Raw genomic sequence first — 23,461 nt, forward strand, 5'->3', positions numbered from 1 at the left:
CGGTCGCAAGGCAACCGAATGATTTCAGGGACGCGTATGGCGCGCGCGGAGTCCGCGCGCGCCATAAAGGATGCAGTGCGTTATTCCACCGTCACCGACTTGGCGAGGTTCCGCGGCTGGTCGATGTCGCGGCCCAGGGCCGTGGCGAGTTCGATCGCGAACTCCTGCAGCGGCACCGTGGTCAGGAGCGGGGCCAGCAGGGTCGGCGATGCGGGCGTCTCGATCACGAGGTCCGCGTGGGAGGCGGTGATCGCGTCGCCCTCCTCGCAGATCGCGATGACCTTCGCGCCGCGGGCCTTGACCTCCTGGATGTTGGAGATCATCTTGTCGTGCAGGAGCGAGCGTCCGCGCGGGCTCGGCACGATCGCGACGACCGGCGTGCCCTCCTCGATGAGCGAGATCGGGCCGTGCTTGAGCTCGCCCGCGGCGAAGCCCTCCGCGTGCAGGTACGCGAGTTCCTTGAGCTTCAGCGCGCCTTCGAGCGCCACCGGGTAGCCGACGTGGCGGCCGATGAACAGGACGCGGTCCTTCCCGACGCTGTCGCGGGCCATCTGGCGGACCGGTTCGAGGTTCTCGATGACCTTCGCGATCTTGCCGGGCGCGGCCACGAGCTCGTCGAGGATCGCCGAGACCTCGTCGGCGTACTTGATGCCGCGCACCTGCGCCAGGTGCAGGCCCACGAGGTAGCAGGCGGCGAGCTGGGTGAGGAACGCCTTCGTGGACGCGACCGCGACCTCGATGCCGGCGCGCGTGTAGAGCACCGCGTCGGACTCGCGCGGGATCGTCGACCCCACGGTGTTCGAGATCGCGAGGACGCGGGCCTTCTGGTCCTTGGCGTGGCGCAGGGCCATGAGCGTGTCCATGGTCTCGCCGGACTGGGAGATGACGACGACCAGCGTGGACCGGTCGAGCACCGGGTCGCGGTAGCGGAACTCGCTGGCGAGCTCGACCTCGCACGGGATGCGCGTCCAGTGCTCGATGGCGTACTTGGTGACGAGCCCGGCGTGGTAGGAGGTGCCGCACGCGACGATGAAGACCTTGTCGACGTCGCGGAAGTCCTGGTCGGACATGCGGACCTCGTCGAGCACGATCTGGCCGGTCTCGTCGATGCGCCCGCGCAGGGTGTCAGCGACCGCCTGGGGCTGCTCGTGGATCTCCTTGGCCATGAAGGTGTCGAAGCCGCCCTTCTCGGCGGCGGCGATGTCCCAGTCGACGGAGAACGGCTTGCCTTCGGAGGGCTCGCCGTCGAAGCCGCGCACGGTGATGCCGCTCTCGCGGTTGATCGTGACGATCTGGTCCTGGCCGAGCTCGACCGCGTCGGTCGTGTACGCGATGAACGCCGCCACGTCCGAGGCGAGGAAGTACTCGCCGTCGCCGAGGCCGACCACGAGCGGGGAGTTGCGGCGGGCGCCGACCACGGTGTCCGGGTCGTCGACGGCCACGGCCAGGAGCGTGAAGGCGCCTTCGAGGCGCGCGCAGACGCGGGTCATGGCCTCGGTCAGGTCGCCGTCGACGGCGTACTCGCGGCCGAGGAGGTGGGCGGCGACCTCGGTGTCGGTGTCGGAGAGGAACTCGACGCCGTGCCCTTCGAGCTCGGCGCGCAGCTGCCCGAAGTTCTCGATGATGCCGTTGTGGATGAGCGCGATGCGCCCGTCGGCGGAGAGGTGGGGGTGGGCGTTGCGGTCGGAGGGCACGCCGTGCGTGGCCCAGCGGGTGTGCCCGATGCCGCAGGAGGCTTCGAGCGGGCGGTCCTGACCGGACAGGACCGCCTCGAGATTGGCGAGCTTCCCGGCCTTCTTGTCGAACGTCAGGTACGAGTCGGCCCCGTCGGGGTTGTAGACGAGGGCGACGCCCGCCGAGTCGTAGCCGCGGTATTCGAGACGGCGAAGGCCGTCGATCACGACGTCGACGACGCTGCGCGCCCCGACGTATCCAACGATTCCACACATGCGAAGAACCCTACAACAGTTTTGCGCATCACTCATGCGCGGATGACCTAGAACTGATCACACCGTTTGATCATTCTCGTCGTTCGCGGCCCGTTCACCGCCGGGACACCGAGCGTTCTCCCAGCCCCCGGGCACGGCATCCGCGAGCGTCCCTCGCGATCCCCGCAGTGCGCCCGTCGCGAATCACGCTCGCGACCACCGCAGTGCGCGGATCACTCCACGACGGCGATGCCGCGCGTCCCGTCCTCGCTCACGAAGCTCACGGCCGCACCGGTGCCGACCGGGCTGAGCTGCGCCTCATGGCACCAGTTCGCCGGGATCGGCGTGCCGTCGGCGCTCTCGGCCGCCAACGCGACCTCACTGGCCTGGCCTTCCGCGATCTCGTACAGGCGGCAGTCCGGGCGGTTCGGGTCGAGCGAGAGGTCGGCCGCGAGCATCGCCCGGTTGTCGGGCAGCACCGCCGCCCAGCCGCGCGCCACCTCCGGGTCCAGCGGCGTGAAGCCCAGCCGCACCGCCTTGCGGTACAGGCGCTCCCCGGTGTCCGCGTCGTAGGCCATGACCCCGAGCCAGGAGCCCTCGCGGTCCTTCGCGCTGAAGCACTCGATGATCTGCACCGTGCGCCGCTCCGACACCGGGACCTGCGCCTTCGATTCCCCGCCCGCGGTCACGCCCGACGCGTTCGCGGCCGTCGGCTGCGACAGGTGCAGCGTCCCGCCGCACGCCGAGGAGTTCGTGGACCCGAACGTCTGTCCGGCCACCCGCCAGCGCTCGGCGCCGTCACTGATCGCGTAGGCGATCAGCTGGTGCTCGAAGCGGCGCGCGGAGAACGGGCCGTCGGAGACGCGGTGCTCGATGCGGCTGTCGAGGACGATCGCGTCCTCGGTGACCAGGAACGACTCGGGGACGACCACGGCGTCCTGGTCGATCTCCTGCTGCCAGGCGGCGGCGCCGTCGTCCAGGTCGAAGGCGAGCACGAGGTCGCGGGCGACGGACCGGTCGGGCGCGGGCACGCAGTCGGCGAGCACGAGCGCGCGGCCCCCGGCGAGCTGCGCGGCGGTGCCTTCGCAGCCGTCGGGCATGGCCGCCTCCCACTGCAGGCCGCCGCCGAAGTCGTAGACGCTGAACGTCTCGCTCTTGTCCTTGGTGTAGAGCAGCCGGTCGTCGGCGACGGCGAGGAGGACGCCGGGCGAGCCGTCGAAGTCGGCGGTGCCGGCCACCTCGCCGTCGCGCGTGGCCAGGACGCGGGTCTGGAAGTCGCCGTTGTTGTCGGCGCGGGGACCGGTGAGCGCGACGAGGTCCTGGGCCTGGGAGAGGACCGGCGGCTGGGAGGAGTGCCAGTTCCAGCGGCGGTGGAACCAGACGGCGGCGCCGGTGGCCGGGTCGAGCATGGTGACGGCCTGCGGAGTCGGTTCGACGGGGTGGTCGGTGCGCAGGAGGCCGTAGGGGGTGTCGGTGAAGCGCCCGACGCCGGCGAGGTCGGCGAGGCTGTCGAGCCCGGGGTCGGTGGCGCCGCCGGTGGCGGCGGCGTCGCCGACGAACACGTCCTGGTTGGCGAGCTCGGCCCAGAGCTGCATCGCCGGCGCGAGGGCCGCGGCGAGCATGACGACGATCGCGGTCGCGAGCACGGCGACCTTGCGGCGCAGCTGCCTCGGCGCGGGCGCGCGGCCGCCCGAGTAGCCCTCGACGACGAACTCGGAGAGGGCGAGGAGGCCGCCGCCGATGACGCCGAAAACGTACGCGAGCGCGGCGACGCCCGCGCGGTGCGTGATGAACTGGCCCGGCCCGGCCTCGGGCATCGACGAGTAGACCGCCCAGCCGGCGACGGCGGCGAACACGGCGGCGAAGAGCGCCCCGATGATCGTGCGCAGCCCGGCGTGCGTGGCGGCGGTGGCGATGACGACGGCGACGAGCAGGACGGACCCGACCGTCCCGATGATCATGTAGGCGCCGGAGGAGCCCGAGCTCGCGCCCGTGCCGAAGGAGGCCCAGACGAGGAGCACCGCCCAGCAGACGAGGGCGGTGATCCCGGCGGCGCGGAGGAAGACCCGGGCGAGCGGGCGCCCGAACCGGGTCGTGTTGCCGCTCTGGGCCGCCGGGGACGCGACGGTACTGGAGCGGCCGGTGCCGCTGGCGCTGTGGGACATGCCCTCTTTCTACCGGTCACCGTTGCCCGGAGCGGTGCTTTCGCGCAGATCGCGAGGCGGTTTCTCCCCCGGGGAGCGGCCGGCGGATCCGCGGCGGCACCGGGCGGCAGCGGCCGGGCTCGCGGTGCTCCTCCCGCCCGGCGCCCCTTCGGGTTTCAGCCGAGGGGCGCGGCGGCGACCGGGGTGTAGAGCGGCTGGACGCCCACGGGGCCCTTGCCGAAGTCGGAGCGGTAGAGCACGACTTCGCCGGCGGTCCAGCTCGGACCGTAGTAGCGGCGCAGGGTCAGGAGGTCCTGGGCGGCCTGCTGGTTGGTGACGCGGTCGCCGGGGCGGGCGAGGGTCACGTGCGGGCGGTACTGCTTCTGGTCGACGGGCAGGCCGCCGGCGATGAGCCCGGCGCGGATGCGGTGCACGAGGTCCACGAGCGCGGCGACGTCGCCGTCGAGCCCGGCGTAGACCACGGAGTACCGGCCGCGGCCGAACCTGCCGCCGCCGGAGACGCACAGGCGCATCGGCTCGGACTCGCGCGCGGCGGCGGCGATGACCTCGGCGGTCTCGGCGCAGCGTTCGGCGGGGACCTCACCGAGGAAGGAGAGGGTCAGGTGCCAGTTCTCGGAGCGGACGAGCCGCGTCGAGGGCGTGCGGCGGCCGATCGCGCCGGGGCGGCTGGGGACGCCGCGGCGGGCGATGTTGAGGTCCGCGACGACTTCGGCGAGGTCGGCGACGGCGTTGTCCGGCAGCGGAAGCGCGGCGAAAAGGCGCTCGGTGCGCACTTGGGTCGCGGCCTGCGGGACCGCGGTGGCGGAGGCACTCACTGGATTCCCTCCAGGGGCTCTACTCGGGGTCAGTGACACGCGCTGCGGCGAGAGGTGTGTCGCGCGGCGCGGTCGGGGCTGTCACGATGTGACCTATCCTCGCAGCAAGCCCAGCGGTTAATTCAGTGAAATCCCACGGGACGGGACAGTAATTTCGTCGAAGTAACACTCCTGTTCACGCCTGAGGCAGTGGAGGCGCAGGAGGTTACGGGTACACAGGGAGCACTCGGACAACTCTAGGTGACGAGGAGGTCCGCTTCTTTTCAGGAAGTGGGAATCGCCGGATAAGAGTGAATGAATACTCGGGCTCGCACTATGGCGCGAACCTCCCGGCTGCGCCTTCGCCCGTCAGTTGGCCGCTTCGGGGACGCTCGTGAGCCGAGCGCCCGGAGTGACCGAGCCGGCCGCCGCGCGGCGCCTGACCTGCGCACGCTTGGCGAGGGCCAGCGCGGCCGGCGTCGCGATGCCGACGATGCCGCCGAGCCACAGGCCCGCGCGGGCCCCGTAGACCTCCATGAACACGCCGACGATCGGCGCGAACACGGCGGTGGAGCCGAGGAAGACCAGCATATAGAGGCTCAGCACGCGTCCGCGGAAGTCGGCGCGCACGCCCATCTGGACGCGCTGGTTCGCGGCCTGCGCGTAGTAGACCATCGCGAAGCCGGTGGGCGCGAGGAGCGCCATCGCCGACCAGATGGTCGGCGCGAAGCCCACGAGGAGCGTGCCGACGCCGAGCAGGGCCGCGGAGGCGAGCATCGTGTTCAGGCTCGGGCGGGTCGAGCGGCGCCCGGACGCGAGCGACCCGGCGAGCGCGCCGACCGCGAGGGCGGTGAGCAGCAGGCCGTAGGAGTCGGCGCCGGTCTCGAACTCGGTGCGGGCGAGCATCGAGAGGGTGAGCGCGAAGTTGAACGTGAAGCCCGAGACCAGGAGCGAGCCGATGAGGACGGCGATGATGTCGGGGCGCGCGGCGGTGTAGCGCAGGGCGTCGCGGATGCCGCCGGCGTCGGCGTTGCGGCGCACCGGGTTGGAGAGGCTGCGGCGCAGCAGTACCGCGCAGGCGAGGGACGGGCCGAGGAACATGAACGCGCACACCCAGATCACCGTGCCCGTGGAGGTGAGCGCGATGAGCAGCCCGGCGAGCGCGGGCCCGGCGATGCGGCTCATGTTGAAGATGGCGCTGCCGAGGCCGACGGCGTTCGGGAGCGCCTCGCGGTCGACGAGTTCGGAGTAGAACGCCTGGCGGGCGGGGCCTTCGATGACCGAGACGGAGCCGAAGGCGAACATGCCGACGTAGACCATCCACAGTTCGATGTGCCCGGTGAGCACGACCGCGGCGAGGCCCGCGGTGACGGTGGCCGAGGCGAGGGAGCAGAGGAGGAGGACGCGGCGCTTGTCGAAGCTGTCGGCGATCTTGCCGCCTTGGAGCCCGAAGAGGAGGAAGGGTCCGAACTGGAGGGCGAGGGTCCAGCCGAGGGCGGTGCCGGAGTTGCCGGAGAGTTCGAGCACGAGCCAGCTGATGGCGGTGGTCTGGAGCCAGAACCCGAGGGTGCCGAGCAGCTGCCCGGCGGAGTAGATGCGAAAGCCGGGGTAGGCGAGCGCGCGGAAGGTGCGCTGCAGCTGACTGAGGATGACCGGGGACATTGCATGCAAGGATATCTACTTACCGGTCGGCTAGCCAGTAACCGTGATCGAGTTCTCGCAATCCGGCGAGGCGGGGATTGAGGGCAGGAAAAACGGGACGGACCGTCGGTCCGTCCCGCCCATACGGGTGGCCCCGGGTACCCGCCCAGTCCCACCTTCACCACTACCAATGAAAAGGACACCGTCTCATGCGGGTACGACAAAGGCCCGCAATCGAACAGATCGCGGGCCTTCCTCGCGTTCGCTGAGGCGTCCAGCCGCCTGTCGGAGGAGCCGCTCTACTTCTTGTCGGCGGAGCCGAACAGCACATCATCCCAGCCCGGGAGCTGGTTGCGCGGCTTCGAGCCGGCCGCTGCGAGCGGCGGCGTGTTCATGTCGTCCTCGGCCGCCGAGCGCTTGCCCGGGCGCAGGACCGCGAGCGAGGGCACCTCGGGCGTCTCGCGCTGCTCGGGTGCGGACGTGCCGGGCAGGCCCAGCTGCGAGGTCCGCTTGCCGCGGCCCGCCATGTCGTCGAGCGGACGCTCCAGCACCTCGCGCAGGCGGTCGCGCCGGAGCGGGTCCGGGTGCGAGCCGTCGTCGTCGCGGTCGCGCAGCCCGTGCATCGGGTCGCGCGAAGGCCGCACCGGATCGCCGGGGCGCACCCCGAGCTCCGAGACCGTCTCATGGTGGCCGGGCATCTGCTGCGGGAGCGGCGTCGAGAGGAACTGCGCCATCTCATCGTCCGGCGTCACCGTCTGGCGGGCGCGGTCGAGCTTCCAGCGCGCCCGCGCGGTCGTCTTGCCCGACGACCACGAGGCCTGCACGAGCCACGAGCCGTCCTCGGTGCGCCAGGCGTCCCACGAGACCGCCTCGGGGTCGACCCCGTGCGTCCCGAGCTTCACATCGACCACATTGGACATGCGCTCGCCGCGCTCCGAGGTCGCCAGCCGCGAGCGGCGTGCGGCCTGGGCGAGCATCGCGCGCTCCTGGAGCACCGGCCCGGCGTAGCGCAGGACCCGGTCGACCGCGACCTGCGCGGACGCAGCGATGTCCTCGGCGCTCTCACCGGAGCGGATGCGGGTCTGGATGTCGCGGGGAGAGAGGCTGACGGCGGCGGGGCGCTGCGGCACGGGGCGGCGAGAAGTCTCGGGCCGGCTCGGCGCACCCTCTACTTTGGCCCGGAGCGCGTTGCCGCCCTCGGGGACGTCGACCACGGCGGCGACACGCTCGTCGATCGGCAGTGCGAGCAGCCTGCCGAGTTCGTCGGCGAGCACCAGCGCATGACCGTCCTCTGAGAGGGCTACGAACCGTACCGGCCTCATGCCTTTCCACCCCTCGCGTGTCGTCTGTCAGCGCCGCATCGCCAGCTCATCCGAGCGTACGCCCAACCCTACCGGCGGACCACAACCGGCGGGGTGCCGATAAAGGATCGCCTTACTGCAAGGAATCCCGCGGCGCCCCGGCCCGCTCGCGTCGACGCGACGTCGTTTCATGTCAGCGTGACCGATTGTCGCAGGCACTGACGCAGCGTACATTGGCAGCGTGTCCACCGACGGAACTTCCCAGCCACCGGCCTCGTCCGGCTCGTCGGCGTCCCCGCGCGAGGCCTACCAGCGCGTCAAGCGGACCCCGGAGCTGCCCGCTCCCGAAGCGGTGAAACTGCGCATGATGCCGATCGCCGCGATCGGGACTCTACTGTGGGCGGTCGCGCTGGTGCTGACGCAGATCTTCCGCGACGACCTGGCCGATTCGGGCCGCGAATGGTGGGGCGCCTGCGCCCTCGCCGGCGTGGTCATCGGCCTCCTCGGCACCGCCGGCATGGCCGTGGCCGATCGGAAGCACCGCAGCTAGAGCGGGCCGCGGCAGCGGAGCCGAACGGAAGCAGCGGGACGCTCAGTCAGAACGGCAGCGGACCGAAGCGCCGATCCACCACGCGACCGCGAATGCGTGGTGCGGCGCCGTCCGCGGGCCGCGCGCGGTCAGAGGAGCTCGGAGCCCTCGTCGTCGTAGATGACCTCGGACTTCTCGACGCCCTGCGGGGTCGTGTCGACGAACTCGCTGATCTGGGAGTGCGCGCCGCAGCCGTGGTCGGCGGAGACGACGCGGGCGTCCTCGGAGGAGTACAGGTTCGCGCAGGCCCCGAAGGCCAGGCGCATCGAACCGGCCAGCGGCAGGAAGAAGCCGCAGGTGCCGCAGCGCGCGGGGGCCGGAGCGGCCTCGGCGATCGGCGCGTGCGGGCCGCGGTCGCCGTCGTACCAGCGCTGCGCGGTCTCGGCGCGGCCTTCGCGGTTCATCACGCGTTCGCGGCCGAGGCCGAGCTCGAAGGTGATGTCCTCGACGGCGTCGTCGTCGGAGAGCTGGTAGGCGGGCATGAGGCGGTCGTCGTCGTCATCGGTCGGGAGGACTTCGCCGGTGCCGACCTCGCCGCCCTGGAGCCGTTCGGACCACGGCACCCACGCGGGCGAGCGGAGCGCTTCGGGGCCGGGCAGGAGCGCGGACTCGGAGACGGTGGCGACGCGGGCGCGCGGCGCGCGGGTGAGCACGACGGCCCAGCGCCAGCCGCGGTAGCCCGACAGGGTGCAGTCGAAGTAGTGGGTGACGACCCGCTCGGTCTCGGCTTCGACGCCGAGGTACTCACCGACTCCTTCGCCGGCCTCTTCTGCGGCCTCGCGGGCCAGGTCGAGGGCGTCGGCGAGGACCCGGTCCAGGCGCGGTTTGCGGCTGCGGGCCTTGGCGGCGGCGGTAGAGGTGTCAGGCACGCTTTCAAGCATAGGCCAGCTCGCGGCCGGACTCGGCGGACGGTGCGGCCGGTGTGCGGCGGAATGCACCACAATCCGCGGCGGGGCCGGGAGGTGTTCGCCACGGCTCCGGCGCGGCCCGCGGCCTCGGGTCGCCCGGTAGCGTTGAGGCCATGCGAATACTCGTCGTGTGCGCGGTCCCCGAGGAAGCCCAGGCCGTCGAGGCCGGGCGCTCGCTCCGCCATGAGCTGGACGTCCTCGTCTGCGGTGTGGGACCGGCCGCCGCGGCGGCGGCCACCGCCAGGACCATCGCCGAGAACAGCCAGATGGGCCGCGCCTACGACGTGGTCGTGAACGCCGGCATCTGCGGCGCGTTCCGCGGCAGGGCCCGGATTGGCGACCTCCTCATCGCGACCGACTCGGTGGCGGCCGAACTCGGCGTCGCCCTCCCCTGGCGCTTCCAGCCGATCGACGAGCTCGGTTTCGGCACCAACCGGATCGGCTGCAACACCGTCCTCACCGTCGCCGTCGAAGGCGTGCGCGGCGAGATCCTCACCCTCGCCTCGATCACCGGCTCCGACGGGCTCGCCGCGACCCTCGCCGACCGGTACCCGAACGCGATCGGGGAGGCCATGGAGGGTTTCGGCGTCGCCACGGCCGCGCAGCAGGCCGGGCTGCCGTTCGCCGAGATCCGCGGCGTCTCCAACTACATCGGCGACCGCGAGGTCGAGCAGTGGGACTGGGGCGCGGCCCTGAAGTCGCTCACGACCGGGATCAGGGAGCTGTAGCGCGTGGACGCATCGCAACCGGGCGCGCCGCTGCACCTGGCGCACTCGCCCTGCCCCAACGACACCTTCATCTACCACGCGTGGACCTCGGGCCTGATCGACGGCGCACCGGCGACGCGGCTGACGTTCGCCGACATCGACGTCACCAACACCGCTTGCGCGCGAGGGGAGTTCGACGTCGCGAAGGTCTCGTACGCGGCTCTGCCGTACCTCGGCGACGAGTGGCGTCTGCTGCCCGCGGGCGGCGCGCTCGGCCGCGGGTGCGGGCCGCTCGTGCTCACCGCCGGCGGGACCACGGTCGCCGACCTGGCGGGGAAGCGCGTTGCGGTGCCTTCGGACCGCAGCACCGCGTTCATGCTGTTCAACCTGTGGCTGCGCGATCTCGGTGCACCGGAGGTGACGTGGGAGGTCGTGCCGTTCGACCAGATCATGCCCGCGGTGCGGGACGGCCGCTTCGACGCCGGACTCGTGATCCACGAGGCGCGCTTCACCTACGGCGAGTACGGGTTGCTTTCGCTGGTCGACCTCGGCGAGTGGTGGGAGGGCAGCACCGGCTGCCCGATCCCGCTCGGCGCGATCGTCGCGAAGTCCCATCTCGACACCGGCGCGGTCACCGCCGCGATCCGGGCCTCGCTCGACTACGCCTGGGCGCACCCGGAGGCGAGCCGCACGTACGTGGCCGAGCACGCCCAGGAGATGTCGGACGACGTGTGCCGCATGCACATCGACCTGTACGTGAACGAGTTCTCGCGGGACCTCGGGGCCGAGGGCCGCTCGGCGGTCGAGCGGCTGCTGGGCGGCGCGGCCGAGCTCGGGCTGGTCCCGAAGCTGACGATCGACATCCTGTAAAAGGCTCGGGCCCGTAAGGGCCGCTTCGTAGCCGTCCCGTCACCCGAGCGTTCCATTCGGTGCAGTCCGTGCCACGCTAGGCTTGACGGACTCATTCAGTTCCCTGCAGACGAGAAGTTCGAGGTTCAGCGGTGCCCAGTGGTCGAGTGAAATGGTTCGACGCCGAGAAGGGATTCGGATTCGTCTCCCGCGATGACGGCGGCAAGGACGTGTTCGTGCACCGCGACGCGCTGCCCGAAGGCGTCGAGGAACTCGCCAAGGGCACCAAGGTCGAGTACAGCATCATCGACACGCGCCGCGGCGTCCAGGCGATGGGCGTGCACGTCGTGGCCACCCCGCAGGTCGGCGCGGCCCCCGCGGCGGAGACGCCGAAGCGTTCGCCCGAGGAGCTGAACAGCCTGCTGCAGGACCTCATCGGGGTGCTCGAGCAGCAGGTCATGCCGCCGCTCTCCCGCGGCCGCCGCCCCGACCGCAAGACCGGCGCGAAGATCGCCGAACTGCTCCGCGCGGTCGCCGGCGACCTCGAATGACACGGTAGCGAGTGCGCGCCTCGGGATAGTCTCTGTGAGGTGACCTCCCAGGCTCAGGCGACACCCCAGGCAACCGGCGCCACTGCTCGTTCCGGCGCTTCCCACGGCCTCGACGGCGTGTCCGCCGAACGGGTCGACGCCCTGCTCGACCGGCTCGCCTCCCTGCCGTCGCTCATGGTGGCGTTCTCGGGCGGCGCCGACTCGGCGTTCCTGCTCGCCGCCGCCGCGCGGGCGCTCGGACCCGAACGGGTCGAGGCCGCGACCGCCGTCTCGCCTTCGCTGCCGCGCATCGAACTCGAGCGCGCCCGCGAGTTCGCGGCCGGGCTCGGGATCGCGCACCACGCCCCGGCCACCGACGAGCTGTCGCGCGAGGGCTACCGCGCCAACGCCGGTGACCGCTGCTTCTTCTGCAAGACCGAGCTCATGAGCGTCGTCGGGCCGCTGGCCGCCGAACGCGGCATCGCCGCGGTCGCCACCGGCACGAACGCCGACGACATTCGCGCCGGGTTCCGGCCGGGCATCCGCGCCGCCGCGAACGCGGGCGCGCTCACGCCGCTGGCCGACGCCGGGCTCAGCAAGTCCGAGATCCGCGCCGCTTCGCTGGCGTGGGGCCTGCCGACGTGGGACAAGCCGGCGGCGGCCTGCCTCGCGAGCCGTATCGCGTACGGGGTGGCAGTGACCGCCGGTGGGCTCGAACGCGTCGCCGATGCGGAGTACGCGCTGCGCCGCGCACTCGACGAGGCCGCGATCCCGGTGCGCAACCTGCGGGTGCGCGACATGGGCGACGACACCGCGAAGGTCGAGATCGACGCCGAGCTGGTGGCCGCGGTGGCCGGGCGGCCCGAGGTCCTCGCGGCCGTCGAGGGCTTCGCCGAGGTGCGCCTGGACGAGCAGGGGTTCCGATCCGGGGCGATGAACGAGCTGCTGCCCAATCCCGAGCGCTACCGCTGAATCGCGGGCGCGATGCCCCGGGAGGCCGGACCCGCTTCGGTCATGGAGAGTGCCCGGTGAGACGGGCCAGCGGCGATCGTCAGTGGAGGATGAGTCCGAAGATCCGCCTCACCGGGTCCATAACCCCTCGGGAACCCCTCATTCCCCGAGGCCCCCACCGTGGGACATGAGGCTGAGCGCGCCCTGAACCGCCCCTGGCAATTCCCTGATATAGGGGTGTTCGGCTCATAACGGGCGGTGCATCTGCATCCATGACGGAGCCCGCCTAACCATCCCTAATCGACACTCGGACGCGCGACTCGCTTCACTCCCGCAACTGCCGCAACTCCTTCCGCTCGGCCGGTCGCGACCGGGGCGGCCCCACGTGTAGAACGGTCCTGTGGAGATCTCGGGCTGCGCCAGCGCCTACCAGCCGGGGTGCTCGGCCGGCTGCGGCGGGCCCCTGGACGCGGCCTGCGGTCCCGGCGGTCCCTGCAACGCGTGCGCGGCGGCGTGCGGCGGGGCGACCGATCCCGGTCCGTTCCATTCGTTCGCGTTGGCGCTCTTCGGGTTCGGGAGGCTCACGCCGGAGCGTCTGGCCGTCGCGCAGGAGCGGCACCGGCCCGGTCCGAGGCGGTTGGGGCTGCGGCTCATCGCGGGCTACCGGCGGTGGCTCTCGCCGCGCGTGCAGGTGCAGTGCCGGTTCGTGCCGACGTGTTCGGGCTTCGGCTTCCGGGCCGTGTCGCGGTACGGCCTGTGGGTCGGCGGGCGGCTCGCGCTGGGGCGGGTGCTGCGCTGCCGTCCGGGGGTGACGCCCGGCACCCGTGATCGGGTGCCCGGCCGCTGAGGGGACGGTTAAAATCCAGCGCATGAGTGACTCGAACATCGCCAGCCGCCGGTCCGACAACGCGGACCGCGACGCGGAGCAGACCCGCAGCCGCGCCGTCAAGCCCGGACACCTGGAGGTCGGTGAGTTCACGTCCGGCCACATCGGCGCCTCCTCGCCGTTCGGCAGCTCGGCGTTCCCGCTGCCCGCCCGCACCATCTACTACGAGTACTCCGGCCCGGTCGCCACGCGCATTCTGGAGGACGAGCGGCACTAGTGCGAATCGCCTGGGCGTACTCGCCTCACGGGGTGGGGCACGGTAATGGTTCGCTAACGAAACCGCTCTTGACAGGGCGGGAATACTAGGGATTAGTTTCGGATCCCTGAAGCCGGGGCGGGTGCGGTACCCGTCCCGGTTTAACGTCCGGACGCTCGCTTCGCAGTCGGTGCGCGGCGCAGCGCGGGCCGATCCGGTTCAATGCCGGTGCGCGTCGCCGACCGGGCCGAGGCGCCGCCCGCCGGGCCCGCCGAGGGGGGCAAACCTGTGGGGCGCGGAGGCTGCAGGTGCCGGATACGATCGGTCCATGACGTACCCCCCGCAAGACCCCGCCGGTCAGCCCGGCGGCCAGTACGGGCCGTCCCAGCCCGGCGCCCAGCCGCCCGCGGGAGGCTACGCCCCAGGCCAGGCCGGCGGCGAGGCGTACCCGGCCGAGCCCTACGTGACCGCGCCGCACCCGGGCCGGCCCCAGTACCCCGGCCAGCCCGAGCCGCACGCCCAGTACCCGCAGTACGACCCGGCCGCCGGCCAGCAGCTCCCGTACCAGCCGTACGGTCCGCCTCCGGTGCAGCCCAACACGAAGAGCAGCGCGGGCACCGCGTTCCTCGTGATCGGGGTCGTGCTGCTCATGGCGCTCGGCGCGTTCGGCGGGTACCACTTCCTCGGCAATGACGACGAGGGCGATCCGACCGCCGGGGACGGCACCGCGACCGCCGACGACACGCCCGGCGGCGGCGAAGGCGAGGACGAGGGCGGCGAGGAGCCGGAGCCTCCGGCCGGGCCCTCGGGGACGCACCTGGCGGTGCACTCGCTCGGCTCGGTCACGCCGATCCCCGGCGAGGGCTGGGCCCCGTACTTCGGTCCCGGAGAGGCGTACGGCCTGCTGGACGACTCCGAGGGTTACGCCCTGGACCACGGCAACCAGTGGATCTCGTTCTTCGGGGTCGGCGTCTACAACGGCGCCGTGGCCCCGTACGACCCGGCCGACCTGAACGCGAGCGCGGTCGGTGCCGCGGAGGCGTGGCTGGCCGACGGTTTCGACACCGTCGAGGGCTACCAGATGAGCGAGATCGTGTACACCGAGGTCGAAGTGGACGGGCGCCCGGGCGTGCTCGCCGAGTGGCGCAACTCCTGGACCGCGTCGCCCGATACCGCTGACCTGTTCGAGGACACGGCGATCCTGGTCGTGGACGTCGACGGCGTGAACGGCTTCATCGGGCTCGCCAGCGTCTCGGAGTCGGCCGAGCCCCTGTACGCCCCGGCGGTCGAGGCCCTCCTGGCGACCGACTTCGACGCCGACATCGCCTGAGCCGCAAGCACTTCGAGGGCCGCGCCGCAAGGGTGCGGCCCTTCGTCGCCGCTGCGGCGTGAGGCCGCAGCCGGACTGGATGCGTCGCGACCCGGCAGCCTCCCGGTGGCCCGCACTCCCCGCCGACGCGGCTAGCGCGGAGCGTCCTCACCGCTCGCGATGTCGACCGCGGCGGACGGCGTCGCCTTGGCGCGCACTCGGGCGGCCTCCGCGATGAGGCCGAACGCCTCGTACACCATCGCCGCCGCCGCCCATTCGCTTCGTGCGGCCGCCGACTCGCCGAGCGCCGCGAGTGCGTCGCCCAGGTTGTCGCGTGCGAACGCGGCGCTCACCTCGAGGTCGTTCTCCTCGTACCAGGCCAGCGCCTCGGTGAAGTGCCCGATCGCCCTGCTGAAGTTCCCTTCGGCGTGCGCGACATAGCCGAGGCCGAGGTCGGTGTTGGCCTTGGCGAGCGGCCTGCGTTCGGGCACGGCGTCGCGGACCACGCGCCCGAAGCACGCCCGCGCCTCGCCGAACTCGCCGAGTCGCGCGCTGTGCCAGCCGATCGCGTACTGCATCCGGTTCGCCCAGAAATGGTTGCCGTGCTCGATGAAGTACTGGTACCCCTGCATCGCGTAGCCGCGGGCCTCGGCGTCGCAGTCCTCCACCCCGGTGCCCACCGTGAGCGTGTAGCTCACCAGCGCCTTGGCCCCGGGGTTGTGGCCCCTCGCCGCTTCCTCGAACACGCTCGCCAACTGCTCGTGCAGTGCCGATTCGGTGCTGACGAGGAGCATCGGGCCCGTGAGGCTGCTGCCGGAGACGAGCCGCCCCAGCGTGTCCCCGGCTCGCTCGGTCGCGGCGATCGCCGCCGAGCGGGCCTCGGGCCGGCCGCGGGACGCGAAGCGGTACACGATGGACTCGGTGAGGGCCCACCGCAGCTGCCAGACCCTGGCGTGCAGGTCGCCGCGCTCGGGTTCGAGGTCCACGATGCCGCGGAGCACGGCGTCCTCGGCCTCGAGCCAGGCGGAGGCTGCGGCGGTGTCCCGGATCGGCTCGAGGACGACGCCGGGTGCGGGCTCGCCGAGGTCGAAGAATTCGCGGTGGTCGCCGTCGGCGGCACCGGTCGCTTCCGCGACGCGGGCGTTGAACAGGTAGTGCTCGATCATCCGCCGGGCCGCCGCCGTGTGCTGCTCTTCGTCGACCTCTTCGTTGAAGCGCTCTTTCGCATAGGAGCGGAGGAGGTCGTGCATGGAGAACCGGCCCTCGCGCTGCTGGTCGACGAGGTGCATGTCGGCGAGTTCGTGGAGGGCCGCTTCGGCGTCGGCGGGCGGCAAAGCCATGAGGCTGGCCATTGCTGGGACCGTGAGGTCGGGGCCCGGGTGGAGGCCGAACAGGCGGAAGGCGCGTGCCGCGCGGGAGCCGAGGGCCTGGTACGAGCAGGCGAAGACCGAGCGCGGGTCGGAGGCGGGGTCGGAGGAGGAGAGGAGGACCCGGAACACGTTCGTGGTCGTGTCGAGCCGGTCCGCGAGCGATGCGAGCGAGAACTGCGGGTGAGCCGCGCCCCACGCCCCGATCAGCGTGAGCGCCAAGGGAAGGCGCCCGCAGGAGGCGACGATGCGGAGCACGGCGCGCTCTTCGTTCATCGCGCGGTCCATGCCGATGCGGCGCACCAGGAGCGCCCACGCGTCGGCGTCGGAGAGCAGGTCGAGCGGCACGAGATCGGCGCCTTCGGTGGCGTCGAGCCCCGCGAGGCGGTCGCGGCTGGTGACGAGCGTGAACGAGCCGGGGGCGACGGGCAGCAGCGGCCGCGCTTGGGCGGCGTCCCTGGCGTTGTCGAGCACGACGAGGACACTGCGCCCGGCGAGCACCGTGCGGTACAGGCCGATGCGCTCGTCGAGCCTTTCCGGGACCTGGCCGGCGTCCACCCCCAGCGCGACCAGCGCCTCGCCGAGGACGGTGTGCGGGTCGGCCCCAGGGGCGAGCGGGTCGAAGCCGCGCAGGTTGAAGTAGAGCTGCCCGTCGGGGAAGCGGTGGGCGACGCGGTGCGCCCAGGAGACGGCGAGCGCGGTCTTGCCGACCCCGCCCATGCCGGCGATGACGGCGAGTCCGGCCGTGCCCGCCGCGGCGTCGAGCAGTCCGTCGAGGACGCGCATCTGGTCGGTCCGGCCGGTGAAGCGGGTGTTGGCGCGCGGGAGCATCGCGGGGGCGCGGCGCGGGAACGGCGGGTCCGGGGGGAGCGGCGGCGCGCTCAGGGCGGTGGCGGGCGGGCCTTCGCGGAGGATGGCGGCGTTGAGGTCGCGCAGGGCGGGGTCGGGGTCGGCGCCGAGTTCGTCGGCGAGGCGTTCCTTCAGGGCCGCATACGCTTCGAGTGCTTCGGCGGTGCGGCCGGAGAGGTGGAGGGCGCGCATGACGAGCGCGGTGAAGCGCTGCCTGGTGCCGTGGACGGCGACGATCTGACGCAGTTCGTCGACGACCTCTGCGGCGCGGCCGAGTTCGAGGTCGAGGTCGATGCGGCGGTCGAGGAGGGCGAGGCGGTGCTCGTCGTAGCGGCGGCGCATCGAGTCGACGGTGGCCCCGGAGAGGTTCGCGAGGGCTGGGCCGCGCCATTCGCCGAGCGCTTCGCGGAGCGCGGCGACGGCCTCGTCGAGGCGGCCTTCCATGCGCAGGGTGCGGGCCCGGTCCTCATTGGCTTTGCAGCGCAGCGCGTCCAGTTCGTCGGCGCCGATGGTGAGGCGGTAGGCGCGGCCGACGGTCTCGACCCGGTCGCGGGCGGCGCCGAGCTTGCGGCGCAGGACGCCGATGGTGTTCTGCACCTGCGTCTCGGGGTCCTGCGGGATGTCGACGCCGTAGACCGCGCGCACGATGTTCTCGAGCGGGACCACGCTGTTCGCCTCGTCGAGGAGGATCGCGAGCACCGTCGCGGTGTTGCCGCGGGGGATCGCGACGAGTGCGCCGTCGATGCGGATCTCCAGGGGCCCGAGCAGGCGCACGTCGAGGTGGGGCATGTGTTCCGCCTTCGATCCAGACCGGGACAGGGTCCTCCAGTGTCCCACAACGACATAAGTGACGCATTCCTCGAAACCGCGCGGGTGCGGGGGCATGACCGATCGGTGACCGATCCGTGAGCGCGGCGCCGACCATGTCGTTCACAGCGTTTGAGGAGGCACACCGATGAACCGGATCGAGATCCCCGAGGACTACGAGGACCGCCTGGCCGCGGGACGCCACGCCGCCGCCCGGCTCCCCGCCGGGGCGGTGCGCGAGGGCGTCGACCGCGCCTTGGACGCGGCCCCGAGCCGGGAGCGGTACGAGCAGGCGGCGGATCTCGCCGAGCGCGCCGAGGCGCTCGCGGAGGAGCTGACGCAGCGCGGTTTCGACGGCACCGACGCCGACCGGGTGGCGTGGCTGCGCCTCGACTACCTGGGGCGCCTGCAGTCGCTCGCGTTGAGTCCCACGATCGACCGCTTGAGCAACCCGGCGGTGGCCGACGCGATCCAGGCGGCCTGGACGGCGGCCGAGGCGGCCCGCTCGGAGTACGTGCTGCTCCTCGAACGCGCCCACGCCGACCTGGTCGCGGCCCGCGTGCCCGACCGCGCCGGAGACGAGCTGCGCGACCGCATCGCCCGCAGCGCGCACGAGCGCTTCGCCCACACCACGGACGACGACCTGTGCTCGGCGGAGGTCAACGTGGAGGGGCGGTTGACGGCGTTCAAGTTCCTGGTCCCGAACGCCACGCTCGACACCGAGTGCGAGGACCTGTCGGTCCAGGCGACCGCCACCATCCAAGCGGCGCAGGCGAAGGCGGTGGAGCGCCTCGGTGGGCTCCTCGCTTAGGGCGGCCGGTCAGGCGATGCGGACGGGGAACAGGACCGTGCTCGCGACGGTCCGGTCGCGCTCCTCGGCGAGCGCGAGGCGGCGCGGGTCGGCCATGTAGGCGTCGATGGCGGCCTGGTCCGGGAAGCGGTAGACGTGGACCTCGTGCGGGCTGCCGTCAGCGCCGTCGCCGATCGCGCGCGACACGAGCTCGCCGCCGTGCTCGGGAACGAGCGCGGTCACCTTGTCCTCGTAGGCGGTCATGGCCTCCTCGGCGCCGGGGAGGGCCCGGAGGAGGCAGCACAGTTCGATAGGCGCGTCGGTCATGGCGTCCATGATCCCCGGTCGCACCGCAGGCCCTCCTGGCGGGAAGATCCGAAGCGGCGCAAACCAGATGCGGCCCGGCCGCGCGGCCGCGAGACTGTGGCGATGGGTACCGAACTCGCACCGCTCTACGCCGTCAGCGGCGCCCCCGGGGCCGGGAAGACCAGCGTCCAGGCCGAACTCCTCGCAGCCGGGAACGGCCTGGTGGTCATGGACATCGACGAGCTGCTCGAGGACAGTGCGCTGCTCGGCGTGCCGATCGCGGTCCCGGAGGCCGCGCCGGTCTGGCCCGCGTACGACCGGATGTGGCGGCGGATCACCGCCATGACGCGCCGGTCGGGGCACCCGGTGATCTTCCTCAGCCCCAACATCCCGAGCGAGCTGCCGGGTGCGACGGCCTACCTGCTGCTCGACTGCGACGACGCAGTGCGCGCGGATCGCCTGCGCGCCAGAGGATGGGACGCGGCGCAGGTCGACTCGGCGCTCCGCGACGCCCGCGCGTACCGGCCGCTGTTCGACACGGTCGTGCGCACCGACGACACCGACCCGAGCGGCGTGGCGAAACGGATCCTCGCCTGGACGCACTCGATCGACGCGCCCCCGGCCGGGGAACGGACCTGACCGCGAGGATCGCGTACCGTCAGGGTTCGGCAAGGGAGGCAACGCGATGCGGCACGAGTACACCCAATCGGTCGAGGCCCGGCTCTGGCGGGAAGCCGGATCCGGGGGCGTTTCGGTCCGGCGGCTCACCGCCGGGCGGCCGTTCTGCGCCGGAGTGCTGCTGGTGGAAAACGGCAAGGTGCTCACGACGTTGCACGCCGACGGCATCGACGCGGCCGACGCGAGCGGCACCGACTGGCACGTCGGCGGTGTCGGCGGCGGCATGGAGCCCGGCGAGGACATCGGGGACTGCGCGCTCCGCGAGGCCCGGGAAGAGCTCGGCGTGCCGGTGCGGCTCCTGCCCTCGGAGCGGACCTACCTGCACGACATCGAGAGCGACGAGCTGCGCGAGTCGCGCACGGACGACGCACCGGCCCCGTTCATCGTGCAGCGCTTCACGAACGAATACCCGTTCACGCCGTTCCGGCCGGACCTGCCGACGGGCCCGTTCACCTACTGCTGCATGTTCCTCGCCGAATTCGTCGAGGAGCCGACCGCGTTCAAGTCCGACGACCCGGACATCGCGGCACTGGTCTGGATGCCGCTCAGCGCCTTCGGCGTGATCGAAGACGGCACCACGTTCGCCCGCCTGACCGCCGCCGGAGCGTCCGTCGCGGCGGGCGGATCCATCGCGGGCGAGGCCCGGATCCACTTGCCCCGGACCGAGACCCTTCGCGTCGCCGGACCGCTCCTCGCGGCCCGGCTCGGTTGAGCCGCCGCCCTCAGCGGCCTAGGTCGAACCGCATGTGCGGCAACGTCCTTCCGGGGATGGACGCGCTGGGGGTCTCGCCGATGCGGATCGCGCCGAACCTGGCGTAGAACGGTTCGGCGAACGGGTCCGCTTCGAGCGTGACCGATCGGGCGCCCAGCGCCTGCGCTGCGAGCAGCGCGCGTTCGAGCAGGGCCCGGCCCACGCCGGTGCCGATCGCGGGCGGGTCCACGAACAGGGATTCGAGGCGGCTCTCCGGGACGGCTCCGATGAGGCGGGAGAAGCCCAGGAGCCGGCCCGACCGCTCGGCCACGACCATCGTGCCGGAGGCGCACACCTCGGGCGAGTAGGTCAACTCGTCCCGGATCGCGTCCATGAAGTCGCCGTCGTAGCCCCAATGCGCTTTCGAGCGCATCGCGAGGGCGGAGATCAGCGGCGCCTCATCGGCGCGGGCGGAGCGGAATTCGATGTCCACCAAGCGGAGTCTACGGACGTGCGGGTGCGCTCGCTGGCCTGGATACGCTGGCGCCGTGAACGATCAAGCGTCCGAGAGGTCCGGTGCCGATGCACGAGCGCGCGCCGACGAGCCGCGGGTCAGCGCCCGAGCGGTGGTCGTGGACCAGGACGGCCGGGTGCTGCTCGTGCGGCACAGCGCCGAGGGCCGCGAGTTCCATGTGCTGCCGGGCGGCCGCGTCGAACCGGGCGAGACCGCCGCCGAGGCGGCCGCGCGGGAGGTGCTGGAGGAGACCGGGTTGCGGGTGCGTGTCGGTGCGCTGCTGTGGGTCCGCGAGTACCTGCCGGAGCGGCATCCCGGGAACCCGCACCACCGCACGCGGATGCAGCAGCTCCAGCTGTACTTCAGTGCGCGACCGACCGCCGCCGAGGCGGTCGAGGCGGCCGCGCCGGACGGCACCCAGTCGGCGGTCGTCTGGCATCCGCTGACCACGATAGGCGAGCTGGCCCTGCTACCGCTCGGATTGGCGGAACCGCTCATCGCACTCGGCGTCGAGCGCGACGGCGGACCCGTGTACCTCGGCGACATGCCGTAGTGCTGTGGCGGTCAGGGGGATTCGTTCGGAGCGCGCGTCGCTTCGCGGTCGCGCCCGTTGCGGTGCCCTGCACGCGAGGCCTAGCGGCCCTTGCCGCCGTGCTTCTTGTGGACCGCCTGCTTCGAGACGCCCAGGACCGTGGCGATCTGGGCCCAGCTGGCGCCGTTGTTGCGGGCCCGGCGGACCATGACCGACTCGAGGCGTTCGGCCTCGGTGCGCATGCGGCGCACGGCTTGCAGGCCCTGCAGCGGGTCCGGTTCGTCTTCGGCGAGCGCGGTGCGCTTGTCGTCTGCCATGCGTCAACCGTAGTTGACGATCCTCAGATCGTCAACTACGGTTGACGCTGTGCAGCGGAGGCGGACCTCGTCATCGCTCATGCGCTCGATGCCTCCGCCATCGCTTGCAGCTCCTCGATCGCGAACGCCCCGGGCTGGGAAGAGCAGGCTGACGCCGGCCTTCGCGGCCGGTCCGGTTCGGGATCGCGTGCCATGCCGTCGCCTACGTGTACGGGTTGTCGTCGTCTTTGCCGATGCCCCAGACGTCGTCGTCCGGGTCCTCGGTCAGGAACGACTCGCGCTCGACCTCGTTGTCCTGGTTCGCACCGCCGCCGCGTCCGCCGCCGCCCATCATGCCGCCCGCGCCGGCCTTGGCGCCGGCACCGGTCGGGGTGCCGCCGGCAGGAGCGCCGACCATCGCCGCGGCGCCCATGCCGCCGCCCGCGGGGGTCGCGGCACCGGTGAGGCCGCCCGACCCGAGGCCGCCGGCCCCGCCGCCCATACCGCCGCCGAGGCCGCCGCCACCGGAGGCGAGACCACCGGACGGGAGCTCAGGGTCTTCGAGTTCTGCAGCATCCCAAGGGTTGTCGAGTTCGGGCAGCTCCGGCTGCGCGAAGTCCTCCATGCCTGCGGGGGTCTCGGGCATCGCGGGCTGCTGACCGTCCTGCGGCGTCTGCGGCTGCTGCTGGTCCTGCTGCTGCTCCTCTTCCTGCTTCGCCTCTTCCTCCTTCTTTTCTTCTTCCTCCTCCTGCTCCTCCTCCGCGGGCTCCTCCTCGGTCGATCCCTCAGTGCCGGTGGCCGAGTGGTCCTCGGCGGCTTTGAGGGACTCCATGTCCTCGGCCGGGTTCGACTTGTCCTCCAACGGCTTCAGGAGTTCGGCCGCCTGCGTGAGGGCGGCACCGGCGGTCGCGTCCGCGGCGTTGATGAGGGACGTGAGGGTCTGGAGGCCGAGCGTCCCGGCCGTCGCCTGGGCCTGGAGGACCGCTTCGAGGATGCCGCCGAACGGCCCGGCCATGGCGATCGCGGTGCGCTGCGCCGGACCGAGCGTCACCATCGGGGCGGGCTGGATGTTGAAGCCGATCGCCTTGAGCGCGGCGTCCGCGGCCTTGAGGCCGGTGCACTCGACGAGCATCTGCGCGGCCGTCCCCGCGAGGCTGTCGGCCGTGGCAGTGACCTCGCCGATGACCTGGGTGATGTGGGCGTTGACGTTCCCGACCTCGCCGTTGAAGGCGTCGTTCGCGGTGTCGCTCCAGTGGCTGTTGATCTCGGCCACCTTCGTGCCGTAGTCGGTCTGCTGGGTCGCGAGATCCGTTGCGGCGGCGGTCATCTCAGAGGCGTAGGCGAGGAACTCCGAGGGCTGGGCCGAGAGCGCGTCCTGGTAACTGGGCATGGGTCCTCCTAAGGCTTCGGCGTGGTCGTGATCTGGCTCTGGATGCCGCCGAACCGGGAGCTCATCTCCTTGTCGGCGGCCTCGAGGTCGTCGGCGCTGCCGACGACCTGGTCGCCCTGCCAGGTGAGGCGGCGCTCGAGCCCGGTGGAGACGGCGGCGAGCGCGGTCTGCCAGCGGCGGCCCGCCTCACCGGTGGCGAAGCCGGCGTTGTTCTCGGCCGCGGTCGCCGCCGGGCGCTCCACCCGCCTGGATGCGGCCTGGCTGTCGGGGGCCAGGCCGCGCAGGCCGGTGCCGCCCGTTCGCACATCGTCAACGTCCATGTGCACGGTCATGGGCTCCTCCTTCTCGAGGTGTCGACGCCCTTGCGGGCGGACGCCCGGCGGCGTCCCGAGTACTGTCGCGCGCCCTGTCACGGCTCGGTCCCGGCGCGCACTTGATCAACCCATGACGGTTTCGTGACGACGCCGCCTTCCATTGGCGGCACACG

Annotated in this window: 24 protein-coding genes; 12 read left to right on the forward strand and 12 right to left on the reverse strand. The window is 72.1% G+C overall.

Features of this window, described 5'->3' with window-relative positions; translation table 11 throughout:
* Positions 1-80 precede the first annotated feature (80 nt).
* From glmS to sepH, 5 genes are all read right to left on the reverse strand, one after another.
* Positions 81-1,949 carry a glutamine--fructose-6-phosphate transaminase (isomerizing) gene (gene glmS, locus AB0I03_RS08905; protein WP_360408842.1) on the reverse strand — a complete coding sequence of 623 codons (1,869 nt, stop codon included), beginning with the start codon at positions 1,947-1,949 and terminating at the stop codon, positions 81-83.
* 212 nt (positions 1,950-2,161) lie between these two features.
* On the reverse strand, positions 2,162-4,093 hold the full coding sequence (locus AB0I03_RS08910) for a PQQ-binding-like beta-propeller repeat protein (RefSeq protein ID WP_360408845.1): 1,932 nt from the start codon (positions 4,091-4,093) through the stop codon (positions 2,162-2,164).
* 155 nt (positions 4,094-4,248) lie between these two features.
* Complete coding sequence (gene thpR, locus AB0I03_RS08915; protein WP_360408848.1) at positions 4,249-4,908, reverse strand: RNA 2',3'-cyclic phosphodiesterase; 660 nt, start codon at positions 4,906-4,908, stop codon at positions 4,249-4,251.
* Positions 4,909-5,256: 348 nt separating this feature from the next.
* A complete protein-coding gene (locus tag AB0I03_RS08920; protein ID WP_360408851.1) occupies positions 5,257-6,549 on the reverse strand; it encodes an MFS transporter in 1,293 nt (430 codons plus the stop codon).
* Positions 6,550-6,827: 278 nt separating this feature from the next.
* Complete coding sequence (sepH, locus tag AB0I03_RS08925; RefSeq protein ID WP_360408854.1) at positions 6,828-7,850, reverse strand: septation protein SepH; 1,023 nt, start codon at positions 7,848-7,850, stop codon at positions 6,828-6,830.
* Positions 7,851-8,070: 220 nt separating this feature from the next.
* Between sepH and AB0I03_RS08930 the strand changes: the two genes are divergently transcribed.
* Positions 8,071-8,379: a DUF2530 domain-containing protein gene (locus tag AB0I03_RS08930; RefSeq protein WP_360408857.1), complete on the forward strand. Its 309-nt coding sequence runs from the start codon at positions 8,071-8,073 to the stop codon at positions 8,377-8,379.
* A gap of 128 nt (positions 8,380-8,507) precedes the next feature.
* Here AB0I03_RS08930 and AB0I03_RS08935 read toward each other — a convergent pair whose 3' ends face one another.
* Positions 8,508-9,299, reverse strand: coding sequence for a DUF3027 domain-containing protein (locus AB0I03_RS08935; protein WP_360408860.1), 792 nt, complete (start codon positions 9,297-9,299; stop codon positions 8,508-8,510).
* Positions 9,300-9,439: 140 nt separating this feature from the next.
* Between AB0I03_RS08935 and mqnB the strand changes: the two genes are divergently transcribed.
* From mqnB to AB0I03_RS08970, 7 genes are all read left to right on the forward strand, one after another.
* The gene (gene mqnB / locus AB0I03_RS08940) at positions 9,440-10,054 is read left to right on the forward strand and encodes a futalosine hydrolase (RefSeq protein ID WP_360408863.1); all 615 of its coding nucleotides are present in this window, start codon (positions 9,440-9,442) and stop codon (positions 10,052-10,054) included.
* A gap of 30 nt (positions 10,055-10,084) precedes the next feature.
* The gene (locus AB0I03_RS08945) at positions 10,085-10,903 is read left to right on the forward strand and encodes a 1,4-dihydroxy-6-naphthoate synthase (RefSeq protein WP_360409963.1); all 819 of its coding nucleotides are present in this window, start codon (positions 10,085-10,087) and stop codon (positions 10,901-10,903) included.
* Between the two features lie 131 nt (positions 10,904-11,034).
* A complete protein-coding gene (locus AB0I03_RS08950) occupies positions 11,035-11,433 on the forward strand; it encodes a cold shock domain-containing protein (RefSeq protein WP_360408866.1) in 399 nt (132 codons plus the stop codon).
* Between the two features lie 39 nt (positions 11,434-11,472).
* Positions 11,473-12,384 carry an ExsB family transcriptional regulator gene (locus AB0I03_RS08955; RefSeq protein ID WP_360408869.1) on the forward strand — a complete coding sequence of 304 codons (912 nt, stop codon included), beginning with the start codon at positions 11,473-11,475 and terminating at the stop codon, positions 12,382-12,384.
* 379 nt (positions 12,385-12,763) lie between these two features.
* Positions 12,764-13,210: a membrane protein insertion efficiency factor YidD gene (gene yidD, locus AB0I03_RS08960; protein WP_360408872.1), complete on the forward strand. Its 447-nt coding sequence runs from the start codon at positions 12,764-12,766 to the stop codon at positions 13,208-13,210.
* Between the two features lie 22 nt (positions 13,211-13,232).
* The gene (locus AB0I03_RS08965; protein WP_360408875.1) at positions 13,233-13,466 is read left to right on the forward strand and encodes a hypothetical protein; all 234 of its coding nucleotides are present in this window, start codon (positions 13,233-13,235) and stop codon (positions 13,464-13,466) included.
* A 307-nt stretch (positions 13,467-13,773) separates the two neighbouring features.
* The gene (locus AB0I03_RS08970) at positions 13,774-14,775 is read left to right on the forward strand and encodes a hypothetical protein (protein WP_360408878.1); all 1,002 of its coding nucleotides are present in this window, start codon (positions 13,774-13,776) and stop codon (positions 14,773-14,775) included.
* Positions 14,776-14,906: 131 nt separating this feature from the next.
* On the opposite strand, the gene AB0I03_RS08975 is transcribed toward AB0I03_RS08970, so the two are convergent.
* Entirely contained in the window at positions 14,907-17,759 is a 2,853-nt protein-coding gene (locus AB0I03_RS08975) for a BTAD domain-containing putative transcriptional regulator (RefSeq protein ID WP_360408881.1), read from the reverse strand.
* A gap of 166 nt (positions 17,760-17,925) precedes the next feature.
* Between AB0I03_RS08975 and AB0I03_RS08980 the strand changes: the two genes are divergently transcribed.
* Positions 17,926-18,588 (forward strand): hypothetical protein, encoded by a 663-nt coding sequence (locus AB0I03_RS08980; RefSeq protein WP_360408884.1) that lies wholly within the window; start codon positions 17,926-17,928, stop codon positions 18,586-18,588.
* 9 nt (positions 18,589-18,597) lie between these two features.
* On the opposite strand, the gene AB0I03_RS08985 is transcribed toward AB0I03_RS08980, so the two are convergent.
* Positions 18,598-18,894, reverse strand: a complete 297-nt coding sequence (locus tag AB0I03_RS08985; protein ID WP_360408887.1) for a DUF1330 domain-containing protein — start codon at positions 18,892-18,894, stop codon at positions 18,598-18,600.
* Positions 18,895-18,996: 102 nt separating this feature from the next.
* Between AB0I03_RS08985 and AB0I03_RS08990 the strand changes: the two genes are divergently transcribed.
* Together AB0I03_RS08990 and AB0I03_RS08995 are read left to right on the forward strand one after the other, a co-directional pair.
* A complete protein-coding gene (locus AB0I03_RS08990) occupies positions 18,997-19,512 on the forward strand; it encodes a hypothetical protein (RefSeq protein WP_360408890.1) in 516 nt (171 codons plus the stop codon).
* A 46-nt stretch (positions 19,513-19,558) separates the two neighbouring features.
* Positions 19,559-20,263, forward strand: coding sequence for an NUDIX domain-containing protein (locus AB0I03_RS08995; protein WP_360408893.1), 705 nt, complete (start codon positions 19,559-19,561; stop codon positions 20,261-20,263).
* Positions 20,264-20,273: 10 nt separating this feature from the next.
* Here AB0I03_RS08995 and AB0I03_RS09000 read toward each other — a convergent pair whose 3' ends face one another.
* Positions 20,274-20,735 carry a GNAT family N-acetyltransferase gene (locus AB0I03_RS09000; protein WP_360408896.1) on the reverse strand — a complete coding sequence of 154 codons (462 nt, stop codon included), beginning with the start codon at positions 20,733-20,735 and terminating at the stop codon, positions 20,274-20,276.
* A 55-nt stretch (positions 20,736-20,790) separates the two neighbouring features.
* Here AB0I03_RS09000 and AB0I03_RS09005 point away from each other — a divergent pair, with 55 nt between their 5' ends.
* The gene (locus AB0I03_RS09005) at positions 20,791-21,309 is read left to right on the forward strand and encodes an NUDIX domain-containing protein (RefSeq protein ID WP_360408899.1); all 519 of its coding nucleotides are present in this window, start codon (positions 20,791-20,793) and stop codon (positions 21,307-21,309) included.
* Positions 21,310-21,389: 80 nt separating this feature from the next.
* On the opposite strand, the gene AB0I03_RS09010 is transcribed toward AB0I03_RS09005, so the two are convergent.
* The 3 genes from AB0I03_RS09010 to AB0I03_RS09020 all read right to left on the reverse strand — a co-directional run bounded on the left by AB0I03_RS09010 (position 21,390) and on the right by AB0I03_RS09020 (position 23,306).
* On the reverse strand, positions 21,390-21,605 hold the full coding sequence (locus AB0I03_RS09010) for a hypothetical protein (RefSeq protein ID WP_360408902.1): 216 nt from the start codon (positions 21,603-21,605) through the stop codon (positions 21,390-21,392).
* Positions 21,606-21,807: 202 nt separating this feature from the next.
* The gene (locus tag AB0I03_RS09015) at positions 21,808-22,974 is read right to left on the reverse strand and encodes a hypothetical protein (protein ID WP_360408905.1); all 1,167 of its coding nucleotides are present in this window, start codon (positions 22,972-22,974) and stop codon (positions 21,808-21,810) included.
* Positions 22,975-22,982: 8 nt separating this feature from the next.
* Positions 22,983-23,306 (reverse strand): hypothetical protein, encoded by a 324-nt coding sequence (locus AB0I03_RS09020; RefSeq protein WP_360408908.1) that lies wholly within the window; start codon positions 23,304-23,306, stop codon positions 22,983-22,985.
* Between the last annotated feature and the right edge of the window lie 155 nt (positions 23,307-23,461).

Source organism: Glycomyces sp. NPDC021274 (genome assembly GCF_040641195.1).
In the GTDB taxonomy this organism is placed as follows: Bacteria; Actinomycetota; Actinomycetes; order Mycobacteriales; family Micromonosporaceae; genus Glycomyces.